Raw genomic sequence first — 13,351 nt, 5'->3', positions numbered from 1 at the left:
GCTTTACCTGCCACTATGCCCTACCGCCGCCGTAACGTCACTGTTGCGGACACGGCAGGTTAATTTGAGGCCGGGTACTCCTGAATAGTGACCTCCACCGTCAACTTCTTGCCGTTACGCAGGATCTCGACCGGAATGCGCGATCCGGGACGAATTTCCGCCACCTGATCCATCGTTTCAATGGCGGAGATGGCAGGTTTGTGGTTTACGCTCAGGATCACATCCTCCACCTGAATGCCGGCTTGCGCCGCCGGGCCGCCGTGGGTCACTTCGTTGACGATGATCCACTGAATACGATCAAGGCCGCCGCCGTTGTGCATCGGTGCCACTTCACGGCCGCCGATACCGATATAACCGCGGATCACCCGGCCGTCGCGAATCAGCTTGTTCATCACCTTGGTGGCCAGCGCGGTAGGAATGGCAAAACCGATCCCTTCCGGTGTTTCGCCGTTGTTGCTTTTATCGAACGACAGGGTATTGATGCCCACCAACTCCCCTAGCGTGTTAATCAGCGCACCGCCGGAGTTGCCGTGATTGATAGACGCGTCGGTCTGCAGGAAATTTTGCCGCCCGGAGGGGCTAAGGCCGATGCGGCCGGTGGCGCTGATAATGCCCTGGGTGATGGTCTGTCCCAAATTGTAGGGATTACCGATGGCCATGACGACGTCGCCGATGTGAGGCTGCCGGTTGGGATTGATGGGGATCACCGGCAGGTTACTGGCGTCGATTTTCAGCACCGCCAGATCGGTCAGGCTGTCCGAACCGACCAGCAGCGCTTCAAAGACCCGGCCATCCTGCAATGCGACAATAATCTGCTCAGCATCGTTGATAACATGTTTGTTGGTCAGCAGGTAGCCTTTCTGATTCATAATCACGCCAGAGCCTAGCGTGCGAATTTCCAGCTGATTGTGGGCGCTGCTGTTCATGCTGCGATTGTAGACATACACCACCGCCGGCGCAGCGCGTCGCACCCCCTGATTGTAACTGACGGGCTGTTCGCTATCGTTATTATCGTCAGGGTGCAGTAATTGGCCGGTAGTGGAGCGAAGCGTAGGCACCAGTACCAGCAACATGGCTGCGACAATGAAACCGATGATCACGGCACGAAGCAACTTTAGGAGCATGGGACTCGCAGGGGTAATGGAAAAAGCGGCAGGATAGCACGAGTTAAACGGACACCGCAGCGCCGGCGTCCGTTTTTTTAATTGCTTAGCGCAATAACAAGAAAATACTCGCGTCGCCACGCACGATATTCAGCGCCATGACCGACGGTTTGGCCTCCAGCACTTTGCGTAGCTGCGCCACGCTTTGTACCCGTTCTCGGTTCAGACCGACAATCACATCGCCCTTTTGCAAACCGATTGCGGCGGCGGGGGAGTCTTTTACCACTTCCTCCACCTGAACGCCCTTAGTGCCGTCTTTCAACTGGCCATTGCTGAGGGAAGCCCCTTGCAGCGCTGGGGTGAGGATCTCTTCGCTGGTAGTGGCGGATGAACTGTCATCCAGGACCACCGAGGCCGTTTGCGCTTTGCCGTTGCGCAGCAGGCCAAGCTTGACGGATTTACCGGGCGCGGTAGTACCGACCTTGACCCGCAGTTCGGCGAAACTCTGAATCGGCTTGCCTTCCACCGAAACAATGATATCGCCGGCTTTGATACCGGCTTTGGCGGCGGCGGAATTCGGCAGCACTTCGCTGACGAAGGCGCCACGCTGAGCATCGATATTGAAGGCTTTGGCAATATCGGCGGTCAGCTCGGTGCCTTTGATGCCCAATTGGCCGCGTTTGACTTCGCCATATTCAATTAATTGCTGACTCAAGTTTTTGACGATATTGCTGGGGATAGCGAAACCGATACCGATGTTACCGCCCCACGGCGCCAGAATGGCGGTATTGATACCAATCAGCTCGCCGTTGAGGTTGACCAGCGCGCCGCCGGAATTGCCGCGGTTAATGGAGGCGTCGGTCTGGATGAAGTTTTCCAGGCCCTCCAGATTAAGGCCGCTGCGGCCCAGAGCGGAAACGATACCTGACGTGGCGGTCTGGCCGAGACCGAACGGGTTGCCCACCGCGACGGCGAAATCCCCGACTTTCAGAGTGTCGGAGTCGGCCATGGTCACCTCGCTGAGGTTTTTCGGCGCCGGCAAATGCAATAGCGCCAGATCGGTCTGCTCATCGTGCCCGACCAGTTTGGCATCAAATTCACGGCCGTCATTAAGCTGCACTTTAATCTTGTCCGCGCCGTTGACCACATGATTATTAGTGATCACATAGCCTTTCGCGGCGTTGATGATGACCCCCGAACCCAACCCTTCAAACGGGCGCGTCCCACCGTTGCCACCCGGGGTGTCGGGCCAGAAGAAGTATTTGAACTCCTTAGGCAGCGCGGGACGTCGGATCGGTTGGGAGCCCTCGACGTGAACGCTTACTACCGCTGGCAGAACTTTAGTCAGCATGGGCGCCAGGCTTGGCATGGATTGCCCCGCCACTTCGGCCGGCAACGCCGCACGCGATGCCGAAAAGGGAATCAGGCTCAGCCCGATGCTGAGTGCCAGTGCGCTGAAGAGTGGTGTCGTTTTCATTGTAACCTTAACTCGCTCGTTTTCATATCAGATACCCTGGTCCAGGCACCCGGTGACGGCATCATAATCGCCACTATGACCCTGCCGGGCGGGGAAAATTCAGCCTAGGGGCGCGCCGACGCTGGCAACACCACGGGTTGTGGGCGCTATTTTCGCAAGCCGCGCGTCGTGCGCAGCAAGACGCTGGCGCTTTACGGGTAATCCCGCGGCTGCATTTCCGCCGGGATTTGATCGTTGTCCGCTTCCGCCTCGGTAAGGCGATAGCGGAACGGATTATCTTTACTACGCTGATCCGGCAGCAGGCTATTGGAGCTCTTGGACATATGCTGATAGAGCTGACGGTAATCGTCGGCCATATTGTCCAGCAATTCCGCGCTGCGGGCGAAATGGCTGGTCAGCTCTTGACGATACTCGTCCAGATCGGCTTTGCTTTTCTCCAGCTCGTGCTGAAGCGTTTGCTGCTGACGCAGCTTACGGTTACCGAAACGCATGGCGACCGCACCGATAATAATGCCCACCACCAATCCGATCAGCGCATATTCCCAGGTCATAATGACTCCTATTTTTGACTTCGTTGTCCCGTAGGGTTTAATACACAGCTAGCTTCACTATAACCGCTAACGCGCCATCAGTGGAACCGGAGAGTGTGACGACGGGTTACCAGCCGGGGCGCCGGGCTATTGTGTTCGACCGCGCCGCTGTTTAGGATGTGCGGCACGCGCTTTTTTTAACCTTTCATTCAGGGAACGTCAGCCACATGCAAGCCACTTCGCCGTTGTCCCTTTATCAGCAGATGCTGGCGCAAGGGGAGTATCAGCCCGATGACGTCCAGGCCGCCGCCATCGCCCGTCTGGACCACATTCACCAGCAGTTGAGTGCGGCGCAAACCGCCGCCAGCGCCCCATCGGGCCTGCTCGGCCGGCTGGGCAAAAAATGGCTGGGCAAAAGCGAGCGCGCAACCGACGAACCGGTCCCGGGTTTATATATGTGGGGCGGGGTGGGCAGAGGCAAGACCTGGCTGATGGATTTATTTTACCGCAGCCTGCCCGGCGAGCGTAAACTGCGGCTGCACTTCCACCGCTTCATGCTGCGGGTGCATGAGGAGATGACCCGCCTGCAGGGCCACCAGGATCCGCTGGAGATCATTGCCGACGGCTTCAAGGCCGAAACCGACGTACTCTGTTTCGACGAATTCTTCGTGACCGATATTACCGACGCGATGCTGCTTGGCACCCTGATGCAGGCGCTGTTTGCGCGCGGGATTACGCTGGTGGCCACCTCCAATATTCCACCGGACGATCTTTACCGTAACGGCCTGCAGCACGCGCGTTTTCTGCCGGCCATAGAACTTATCAAACGCCACTGCGCGGTCATGAATGTGGATGCCGGCATTGATTACCGCCTGCGCACCCTGACGCAGGCCAATTTGTGGCTCACTCCCCTTGGTTACGAGACCGACCGGGCGATGGCGCAGATGTTCAGCGCCTTGGCGGGGAAACACCTTGCCCTGGACGGCGATGCGCCGGCGCTGGAAATCAATCACCGCCCGCTGCCGACATTAGGCGTGACCGATGGCGTGGTGGCGCTGGATTTCGCCGAGTTATGCGGCGGCACGCGCAGCCAAAACGACTATATCGTGCTGTCTGAACGCTTTCACAGCGTTCTGCTGCATAATGTGCAGCCGATGGGCGGCGATCAGGAGAATACCGCCCGCCGCTTTCTGGCGCTGGTGGATGAGTTTTACGAACGCCGCGTCAAGCTGGTGGTCGGCGCCAGCGTGCCGATGTCGGCGTTGTATCATGGACAGCTGCTGCGCTTCGAGTATCAGCGCTGCCTGTCGCGTTTGCAGGAAATGCAGAGCGAGGAGTACCTCAGACTGGCGCATCAGCCTTAGCGAGGTGTCCCAGGCTGGCGCATCAGCCCTGATAAGGTAAAAAAGGGGTCGATCTTTGTGGTCGACTTCTCTATAATCTAATCTTGCGACCCCACGTTACATTGAGGTTTTTTCCCAAAACTTCAATTGCGCCAGCAACGGCTACTCGAAGGGGTAGGTTTTCTGGACTGAAAGCCGTGTGAGCCTCATAACTGTTCATTGAAGCGTTTGGGTGTTCACCAACGTGTAACTTAAATTGGGTAAGCTTTTAATGAAAACTTTTACAGCAAAGCCGGAAACGGTCAAACGTGACTGGTATGTTGTCGACGCTGAAGGGAAAACCCTTGGCCGTCTTGCTACCGAACTGGCTCGTCGTCTGCGCGGCAAGCATAAAGCGGAATATACGCCGCATGTGGATACCGGTGATTATCTTATCGTTCTGAACGCTGACAGAGTAGCCGTTACCGGCAACAAGCGTAACGACAAGATCTACTATCATTACACCGGCCACGGCGGTGGTATCAAACAAGCGACCTTTGAAGAGATGATTGCTCGCCGCCCTGAGAGTGTGATTGAAATCGCGGTTAAAGGCATGCTGCCAAAAGGCCCGCTGGGTCGTGCTATGTTCCGTAAACTAAAAGTTTACGCCGGTACCGAGCACAACCACGCGGCACAGAAACCGCAAGTTCTGGACATTTAATCGGGATTATAGGCAATGGCTGAAAATCAATATTACGGCACTGGTCGCCGCAAAAGCTCTTCCGCTCGCGTCTTCGTTAAGGCGGGCAGCGGCAACATCGTTATTAACCAGCGTAGTCTGGATCAGTACTTCGGTCGTGAAACCGCCCGCATGGTGGTTCGTCAGCCGCTGGAACTGGTCGACATGGTGGGCAAACTGGATTTGTACATCACCGTTAAGGGTGGCGGCATCTCTGGGCAGGCAGGCGCCATTCGCCACGGTATTACCCGTGCGCTGATGGAATATGACGAAACGCTGCGCGCAGATCTGCGCAAAGCCGGTCTCGTTACTCGTGATGCCCGTCAGGTTGAACGTAAGAAAGTCGGTCTGCGTAAAGCACGCCGTCGTCCGCAGTTCTCCAAACGTTAATTTCGCAGTATTCACTGCAGCAAAAAAGCCCGGACCCGTCCGGGCTTTTTTATTTATCGCGTCCTGACCCGCCTGGAATATCCACCGCAGCCAGTTATTCACGCTGATTTGCCATATCGTGCCCCACAAAACAGGCAAAATCTGATAAACTAGCCAACGCTTATATGCCTGTTTACTCGGCTGGCGTTTTGTTAACCAGTTGCAAGCTTTTCGGCTCCGGTTGCCGCGGGCAAAGTGGCTACGGGTTAACGGCGGACAAATCAGGAAAATAACCCTGGGTTAGGGTTATTCGCGGTATTTTCTCAATAAACTTGGAGGTTTTCATGGCTGTCGCTGCCAACAAACGTTCGGTGATGACGCTGTTTTCCGGCACGACCGACATTTTCAGCCATCAAGTACGCATCGTGCTGGCGGAAAAAGGGGTGAGTGTCGAAATTGAGCAGGTTGAGATGGATAATCTGCCGCAGGACCTGATTGACCTTAACCCTTACCGCACCGTGCCGACGCTGGTCGATCGCGAGCTGACGCTTTATGAATCCCGCATTATCATGGAATACCTGGATGAACGGTTTCCTCATCCGCCGCTAATGCCGGTTTATCCGGTGGCGCGCGGTACCAGCCGCCTGATGATGCACCGCATCGAGAACGATTGGTATACGCTGATGCGCAAAATCGAGCAAAGCAGCGGCAGCGAAGCGGACAATTCCCGCCGTCAGCTGCGCGAGGAACTGCTGGCGGTGGCGCCGGTGTTTAACGAAGCGCCGTTCTTTATGAGCGAAGAGTTCAGCCTGGTGGATTGCTACCTGGCACCGCTGCTGTGGCGTTTACCGCAGCTGGGTATTGAACTGGCCGGCGCGGGGGCCAAAGAGCTGAAAGGGTATATGACGCGCGTATTTGAACGCGATGCCTTCCTGGCCTCGCTGACCGAAGCCGAGCGCGAAATGCGCCGGCAGACCAGGGGGTAATGGGATGGAGGTGACTCAGCTTTCGCCGCGCCGACCATATCTGTTGCGGGCTTTTTACGAATGGTTGCTTGATAATCAGCTGACGCCGCATCTGGTAGTGGATGTCACCGTGGATGGTGTGATGGTGCCAATGGAATTTGCCCGCGACGGGCAAATCGTGCTGAATATCGCACCGCGCGCCGTGGCGAATCTGACGCTGGGCAACGACGACGTGCAGTTTAATGCCCGCTTTGGCGGTGTACCGCGCCAGGTAGTAGTGCCGATGGCGGCCGTGCTGGCTATCTACGCGCGCGAAAACGGCGCCGGCACCATGTTCGAGCCTGAAGTGGCCTACGAGCAGCTGGCCCTGGCAGACGACGACAGCGCTAGAGAGCCGGCGCCGGAAACCGTCATGTCGGTGATCGATGGCGACCGGACGGATAATGCGCAGGCTGACGACCCCGAGGACGAGCCGCCCACGCCGCCACGCGGCGGTGGACGTCCATCATTGCGCGTGGTGAAGTAAGCAACTGCGGCGCCGGGGCGTTTTGCGCCGCAGACGAAACGCTGTGCGAGCCGCACCACATACACCTAAAGCCGCATTGGGCATCGTCGGGGTTTTTCTCGCCGCAAACGAAACGCTGACTGAGTCGTACCCTAGACATGCAAAAGCCGCACCCGGTATCGCCGGGGCGGCTTTTTTCTCGACGCAACGCAGAAGAAAGCGTTTATACTTCCAAATAATCCATGATGCTTTTCGCCCTTCAGCGATGGCGGTGACTACCAGATCAGAGCCGAGTACCGCGTCTCCGCCGGCGAAGATTTTTGGATTGCTGGTCTGGAAGGCGGCCGCGCCGTCTTCCGGCGCCATGATCCGGCCGACTGTCCATCTCGACGATGAAATCGGCCAGCCAGCTCATCGCGTGCGGGCGAAACCCGAAGGCAACGACCACCGCATCGGCATCAACAATATGCTCGGAGCCGGCGACGATTTCCGCGCGGCGCCGGCCATGGGCATCCGGCGCGCCCATGGCGGTTCGCACCATCTTCACGCCGCAAACCCGGCCATCGGCGTCCACTTCGATGCTTACCGGCTGCAGATTGAACATGAATTCCACACCTTCCTCGCGCGAGTTCTTTACTTCCCGGCGCGAGCCCGGCATATTTTCCTCGTCGCGGCGATAGGCACAGATAACCCGGCTGGCGCCGTGGCGAATCGAGGTGCGAACACAGTCCATCGCGGTATCGCCGCCGCCCAGCACCACCACGCGCTTGCCGCTCATGTTGACGTAGGGTGCATCGTCGGGGTTACCAAAGCCCATCAGCTCGCGGGTATTGGTGACCAGAAACGGCAAGGCGTCGTATACGCCGGGCGCGTCCTCGTTGTCCAGCCCGCCGCGCATGGAGTGATAGGTGCCGACGCCCAGGAAGACCGCATCGTATTCCCCCAGTAAATCGCTGAGCTGCACATCTCTACCGATTTCGGTATTCAGACGGAACTCGATGCCCATTTCGGTGAAGATCTCGCGGCGCTTGATCATCACCTCTTTCTCCAGCTTAAAGGCGGGGATACCGAAAGTCAGTAGGCCGCCGATTTCCGGATAACGGTCAAAGACGACCGCTTGCACGCCGTTGTGCGCCAGAACGTCAGCGCAGGCCAGCCCCGCCGGACCGGCACCGATAATCGCCACCCGCTTGCCGGTGGCAACGACGTTGGCGACGCTCGGTTTCCAACCCATTTCAATAGCTTTATCGTTGATATAACGCTCGATATTACCGATGGTGACGGCGCCGAATTCATCGTTCAGCGTGCAGGAGCCCTCGCACAGGCGATCCTGCGGGCAAACCCGGCCGCACACTTCCGGCAGACTGTTGGTCTGATGGGACAGTTCGGCCGCTTCGATAATCCGTCCCTCGTTGGCAAGTTTCAGCCAATTGGGAATGTAGTTATGTACCGGACATTTCCATTCACAGTAAGGGATGCCGCAGGAGAGACAGCGGTACGCCTGCGCTTTGGATTGCGAGTCGGAGAACGGCTCGTAGATTTCCACAAATTCAATTTTACGCACCTTCAGCGGCTTTTTCGGCGGATCCACACGCTGCAGGTCAATAAATTGATAGACATTTTGACTCATCATTAACCTCTTACTGCGCTTGCACGCGTAATTCTGCCGCGGAGCGGCTGCGGTGGCCCAACAACGCTTTCACATCGCTCGATTTTGGTTTCACCAGCGCGAAGCGACCCGCCCAGGCCGGCCAATCGGCCAGCAGCTCCTCGCCGCGGTGCGAGCCGGTCAAATGAACGTGCTCGGTAATCAACCCGCGCAGGTGCTCTTCGTGAATGGCCAAATCCGCCACGGCTAACACTTCCACCAGTTCCGAATTCACACGTTTGCCGAAATCGCCATGTTCATCAAGCACGTAAGCAAAACCGCCGGTCATGCCCGCGCCGAAGTTGACGCCGGTACGGCCTAGCACGCACACAATGCCGCCGGTCATGTACTCGCAGCCGTTGTCGCCCACGCCTTCCACCACCGTGATGGCGCCGGAGTTACGCACCGCGAAACGCTCACCGGCCCGGCCCGCCGCAAACAGCTTGCCGCCGGTGGCGCCATACAGGCAAGTATTGCCAATGATCGTCGCTTCGTGACTCAAAAACGCCGAACCGACCGGCGGCCGCACTACGATGCTGCCGCCCGCCATGCCTTTACCGACGTAATCGTTGGCGTCGCCGGTCAGCGTCAGCTCCACGCCGCCGGCGTTCCAAACGCCGAAGCTTTGGCCGGCGGTGCCGGTAAGGTGCGCTTTAATCGGATCCGCGGACAGGCCCTGATCGCCGTGGATATCGGCGATGGCGCCCGACAGCGACGCGCCTACCGAACGATCGGTGTTATGAATATCGAAGTAAAAGGTCTTGCTTTGGCGCGCGTCGACATAAGGCATCGCCTGCTGCAGCAAGCTTTTATTCATCGAGCCCGGATCAAACGGCGGGTTGCGCTCCTCGGTGCAATACAGCGCCTTGCCCGGGTGCGGCGTGGCGGTGGCGAGCAGCGGCGCCAGATCCAGCTTATTCTGCCGGGCGGTAATTCCATCGAGCTCGCACAGCAGATCGGTGCGGCCTATTAGATCAACCAGACGGGTCACGCCCAGCTCCGCCATGAGTTCGCGGGTTTCCTGCGCGATAAAGTGGAAATAATTCGTCACGCGTTCCGGCAGCCCGTGGTAATGATCGCGGCGCAGCTTTTCGTCCTGGGTCTCAACCCCGGTGGCGCAATTATTAAGGTGGCAAATACGCAAATATTTGCAGCCCAGCGCCACCATCGGCCCGGTGCCAAAGCCGAAACTTTCGGCACCGAGGATGGCCGCCTTGATGATGTCCTGGCCGGTTTTAAGGCCGCCGTCCACCTGCAGGCGGATTTTATGGCGTAGTCCGTTAGCCACCAGCGCTTGCTGGGTTTCCACAAGACCCAATTCCCAGGGCGAGCCGGCGTGTATTTTACCGAGGAGAGCGGGCTGGCGCCGGTACCGACGTCGTAGCCGGCGATGGTTATCAAATCCGCATAGGCTTTGGCCACGCCGGTGGCGATGGTGCCGACACCGGGTTCGGACACCAACTTGACCGAAATTAGCGCCTTGGCATTGACCTGTTTGAGATCGAAAATCAGCTGTGCCAGATCTTCTATCGAGTAGATATCGTGGTGCGGCGGCGGAGAAATCAGCGTGACGCCGGGCACCGAATAACGCAGGCGCGCGATATAGGGGGTGACTTTATCACCCGGCAGCTGGCCCCCTTCGCCGGGCTTGGCGCCCTGCGCCACCTTAATCTGAATGACGTCGGCATTGACCAGATAAGCTGGCGTCACGCCGAAGCGGCCGGACGCCACCTGTTTAATACGCGACACTTTATCGGTACGGTAACGGGCCGGATCTTCACCGCCCTCGCCGGAGTTGGAGAAACCGCCCATCCCGTTCATCGCCTGGGCCAGCGACTCATGGGCCTCCGGGCTGAGCGCGCCGATGGACATGGCGGCGGTATCGAATCGCTTATACAGATGCTCCGCCGGCTCTACCTGATCCAGCGCCACCGCCTGGCCGTTGGGTTTTAACTGCAGCAGATCCCGCAGCGTCGCGACCGGGCGCTGATTGACCAGACAGGCATACTGGCGATAGTCCCGCCTATCGCCGCTGCGCACCGCCTGTTGCAGGGTGTTCACGACATCGGGATTATAGGCGTGGTACTCGCCGCCGTGGACATATTTAAGCAGCCCGCCCTGATCAAGCGCTTTGCGCTTCAGCCAGGCCCGTTTTGACAGGTTCAGTAAATCAGGCTCGAAATCGCTAAAGCTGGCGCCGCCGATGCGGCTGACCACGCCATGGAAGCACAGATCGGTCAGATCGCGATGCAGGCCGACCGCCTCGAACAGCTTTGAGCAACGGTATGAGGCGACGGTCGAAATGCCCATTTTGGACATGATCTTGTACAGCCCCTTATTGATGCCGTTGCGGAAGTTCAGCATTACCGTGCGGTAATCTTTATCGATGGTGCCGTTATCCACCATGCCGGCCAGACTTTCATAAGCCAGGAACGGATAAATCGCGGTGGCGCCAAAGCCCAGCAGCACCGCAAAGTGATGCGGATCGCGGGCGCTGGCGGTTTCCACGATCAGGTTGGCATCGCAGCGCAGGTTTTTTTCCACCAGGCGGGTATGGATGGCGCCCACCGCCATCGGCGCCGGCACCGGTATGCGGCCCGGCGCGATAGCCCGGTCGGTCAACACCAGCAGCACCGTGCCCTGGCGCACCATTCAAAGGTGATATCCAGTTTATTAGCGCGGTAATGATCGCCGGCCTGGGTGGTGAGCTGGGTAAAGTCGGAATACAGTAATATCGGCGATTTGAACGCCAGCCGGTACGCTTGGCCTTCCGCTTCGCTAAAGACATTCATTTCACGACCGATACAGGTGGCCAACGACATCACATGGGCCTCGCGCAGCGAATCGATAGGCGGGTTGGTCACCTGGGCGAACTGCTGGCGGAAATAGTCATAGATGACCCGCGGCCGGCTGGAGAGCACGGCAAACGGTGTATCGTCGCCCATTGAACCGGTCGCTTCTTGACCGTTTTCCCCCAGCACGCGGACGATGGCGTCGAGCTCTTCAAAGGTATAGCCAAACTGTTTTTGGTAGCTGCCAAGCAGATCATTATCCAGAGCACGGAATCCGACCTGATCGTCCGGCAAATCCTCGAATGGCGTCAGGCGGCGCACATTGCGCTCCATCCACTCTTTGTACGGGTGGCGGCTTTTCAGATCGTTATCGGTTTCCGCCGAATGCAGAATGCGCCCGCTGGTGGTGTCTATCACCATCAATTCCCCGGGCCCGACGCGGCCTTTTTCCACCACTTCGTCCGGCTGGTAATCACAGATGCCTATTTCGGAGGCGCAGGTGATAAGCTTATCCGTGGTAATGACGTAGCGTGCCGGACGCAGACCGTTGCGATCCAGGTTACAGGCGGCGAAGCGACCGTCGGACATCACCAGGCCGGCCGGACCGTCCCAGGGCTCCATGTGCATCGAGTTAAAATCGAAGAAAGCGCGCAGCTCCGGATCCATGTTGGGGTTGTTCTGCCAGGCGGGCGGCACCAGCAGGCGCATGGCGCGGATGAGATCCATCCCGCCGCTTAAAAACAGCTCCAGCATATTATCCAGCGAACTGGAATCCGAGCCGGTTTCATTGACAAACGGCGCGGCGTCCTGCAAATCGGGGATCAACGGCGTTTTCAGTTTGTAGGCGCGAGCGCGCGCCCATTGCCGGTTACCGGTAATGGTATTGATTTCGCCGTTATGGGCCAGATAGCGGAACGGCTGGGCCAGCGGCCAGCGCGGGACGGTATTGGTCGAAAAGCGCTGGTGGAACAGGCAAATGGCCGATTCCAGACGTAAATCCGCCAAATCCAGGTAAAAGCGCGGCAGGTCTGACGGCATGCATAGGCCTTTATAGACGGTCACCAGATTGGACAGGCTGCAAACATAGAAGCTGTCGTCGGTGACGCGCTTTTCAATACGGAGGCGCGCCACATACAGGCGACGTTCCATATCGCGCGGACGCCAGCCGGCCGGGGCGTTGACAAAAATTTGTTCGATGCGCGGCAGCGAAGACAGCGCGATATCGCCCAGCACGTCGGCATTAATGGGGACTTCACGCCAGCCGGCGATGGACAGGGTCTCGTTTTGCATATCTTCTTCGACGATGCGGCGGCTGGCGCGGGCTTCTTCTTGGTCCTGACTCAAGAACATCATGCCAACGGCGTAATTTTTCGCCAGCCGCCAGCCGCGCCCCTGCGCCACCATACGATAGAAGCGATCGGGTTTTTGCAATAATAACCCGCAGACGTCGCCGGTCTTACCGTCGGCCAGGATCGCGCCACGATGCTGCATGCGGGCCAGCGCATGAATGGCGGTGCGTACGACTTTATGGCTGGGCTCGCCCTCTATGTGGGCAATCAGGCCGAAGCCACAGTTGTCCTTCTCGTGCGTATTATCGTACAACATATCGTGAACCTCCACAGGCTCCAGCTAACTCACACAACCTGCTGCGAGGAGGCGAATCGGTATGGAACGGCAGCGGATGGCAGGATGAAACCATCTCTGCGCTCTGCTGTACCGCTCTCAATCAATACCTCTCGTGGCGGTCAGACACTGATAAACGACTAGTATTAAGGAGGAGTCTTCAATAACTGCATAAATATGACGAGTCGTTGCCCCGTCAGGATTTCTTCCAGCGGCCCTCCAAACTAACGATAATCACCACGCAGGTCAAATATCCATGTAAAGGGCGGTGATAAGGG

General features: G+C 58.0%; 8 protein-coding genes and 2 pseudogenes. 5 read left to right on the top strand and 5 right to left on the bottom strand.

Annotation, left to right across the window (positions count from 1 at the left end; translation table 11 throughout):
• Window positions 1-59: 59 nt before the first annotated feature.
• The 3 genes from degS to zapG form a co-directional block, all read right to left on the bottom strand.
• A complete protein-coding gene (gene degS, locus JZM24_RS12695; protein WP_215669883.1) occupies window positions 60-1,124 on the bottom strand; it encodes an outer membrane-stress sensor serine endopeptidase DegS in 1,065 nt (354 codons plus the stop codon).
• An 85-nt stretch (window positions 1,125-1,209) separates the two neighbouring features.
• The gene (gene degQ, locus JZM24_RS12690; RefSeq protein WP_215669882.1) at window positions 1,210-2,580 is read right to left on the bottom strand and encodes a serine endoprotease DegQ; all 1,371 of its coding nucleotides are present in this window, start codon (window positions 2,578-2,580) and stop codon (window positions 1,210-1,212) included.
• 191 nt (window positions 2,581-2,771) lie between these two features.
• Window positions 2,772-3,131: a Z-ring associated protein ZapG gene (zapG, locus tag JZM24_RS12685; protein ID WP_215669881.1), complete on the bottom strand. Its 360-nt coding sequence runs from the start codon at window positions 3,129-3,131 to the stop codon at window positions 2,772-2,774.
• A 206-nt stretch (window positions 3,132-3,337) separates the two neighbouring features.
• Between zapG and zapE the strand changes: the two genes are divergently transcribed.
• The 5 genes from zapE to sspB all read left to right on the top strand — a co-directional run bounded on the left by zapE (window position 3,338) and on the right by sspB (window position 7,031).
• Complete coding sequence (zapE, locus tag JZM24_RS12680; protein ID WP_215669880.1) at window positions 3,338-4,474, top strand: cell division protein ZapE; 1,137 nt, start codon at window positions 3,338-3,340, stop codon at window positions 4,472-4,474.
• 250 nt (window positions 4,475-4,724) lie between these two features.
• Complete coding sequence (gene rplM / locus JZM24_RS12675) at window positions 4,725-5,153, top strand: 50S ribosomal protein L13 (protein ID WP_215669879.1); 429 nt, start codon at window positions 4,725-4,727, stop codon at window positions 5,151-5,153.
• A 15-nt stretch (window positions 5,154-5,168) separates the two neighbouring features.
• Entirely contained in the window at window positions 5,169-5,561 is a 393-nt protein-coding gene (gene rpsI / locus JZM24_RS12670) for a 30S ribosomal protein S9 (RefSeq protein ID WP_215669878.1), read from the top strand.
• A 323-nt stretch (window positions 5,562-5,884) separates the two neighbouring features.
• Window positions 5,885-6,526 carry a stringent starvation protein SspA gene (gene sspA, locus JZM24_RS12665; RefSeq protein WP_215669877.1) on the top strand — a complete coding sequence of 214 codons (642 nt, stop codon included), beginning with the start codon at window positions 5,885-5,887 and terminating at the stop codon, window positions 6,524-6,526.
• 4 nt (window positions 6,527-6,530) lie between these two features.
• Entirely contained in the window at window positions 6,531-7,031 is a 501-nt protein-coding gene (gene sspB / locus JZM24_RS12660) for a ClpXP protease specificity-enhancing factor (protein WP_215669876.1), read from the top strand.
• A 204-nt stretch (window positions 7,032-7,235) separates the two neighbouring features.
• Here sspB and JZM24_RS12655 read toward each other — a convergent pair.
• Together JZM24_RS12655 and gltB are read right to left on the bottom strand one after the other, a co-directional pair.
• A pseudogene (locus JZM24_RS12655) lies at window positions 7,236-8,640 on the bottom strand (glutamate synthase small subunit GltD family protein); the annotation flags it as partial.
• A 10-nt stretch (window positions 8,641-8,650) separates the two neighbouring features.
• A pseudogene (gene gltB, locus JZM24_RS12650) lies at window positions 8,651-13,055 on the bottom strand (glutamate synthase large subunit).
• Window positions 13,056-13,351: the final 296 nt, after the last annotated feature.

Source organism: Candidatus Sodalis endolongispinus (assembly GCF_018777395.1).
GTDB classification, from domain to species: domain Bacteria; phylum Pseudomonadota; class Gammaproteobacteria; order Enterobacterales; family Enterobacteriaceae; genus Sodalis_B; species Sodalis_B endolongispinus.
The sequence above is the reverse complement of the archived record's forward strand: the minus strand, read 5'-3'. Positions and strand labels throughout refer to the sequence as shown.

What these genes read in the sequence shown, in the direction of transcription:
- degS (WP_215669883.1), bottom strand. Translation starts at nt 1,124, where the DNA reads ATGCTCCTAAAGTTGCTTCGTGCCGTGATCATCGGTTTCATTGTCGCA.
- degQ (WP_215669882.1), bottom strand. Translation starts at nt 2,580, where the DNA reads ATGAAAACGACACCACTCTTCAGCGCACTGGCACTCAGCATCGGGCTG.
- zapG (WP_215669881.1), bottom strand. Translation starts at nt 3,131, where the DNA reads ATGACCTGGGAATATGCGCTGATCGGATTGGTGGTGGGCATTATTATC.
- zapE (WP_215669880.1), top strand. Translation starts at nt 3,338, where the DNA reads ATGCAAGCCACTTCGCCGTTGTCCCTTTATCAGCAGATGCTGGCGCAA.
- rplM (WP_215669879.1), top strand. Translation starts at nt 4,725, where the DNA reads ATGAAAACTTTTACAGCAAAGCCGGAAACGGTCAAACGTGACTGGTAT.
- rpsI (WP_215669878.1), top strand. Translation starts at nt 5,169, where the DNA reads ATGGCTGAAAATCAATATTACGGCACTGGTCGCCGCAAAAGCTCTTCC.
- sspA (WP_215669877.1), top strand. Translation starts at nt 5,885, where the DNA reads ATGGCTGTCGCTGCCAACAAACGTTCGGTGATGACGCTGTTTTCCGGC.
- sspB (WP_215669876.1), top strand. Translation starts at nt 6,531, where the DNA reads ATGGAGGTGACTCAGCTTTCGCCGCGCCGACCATATCTGTTGCGGGCT.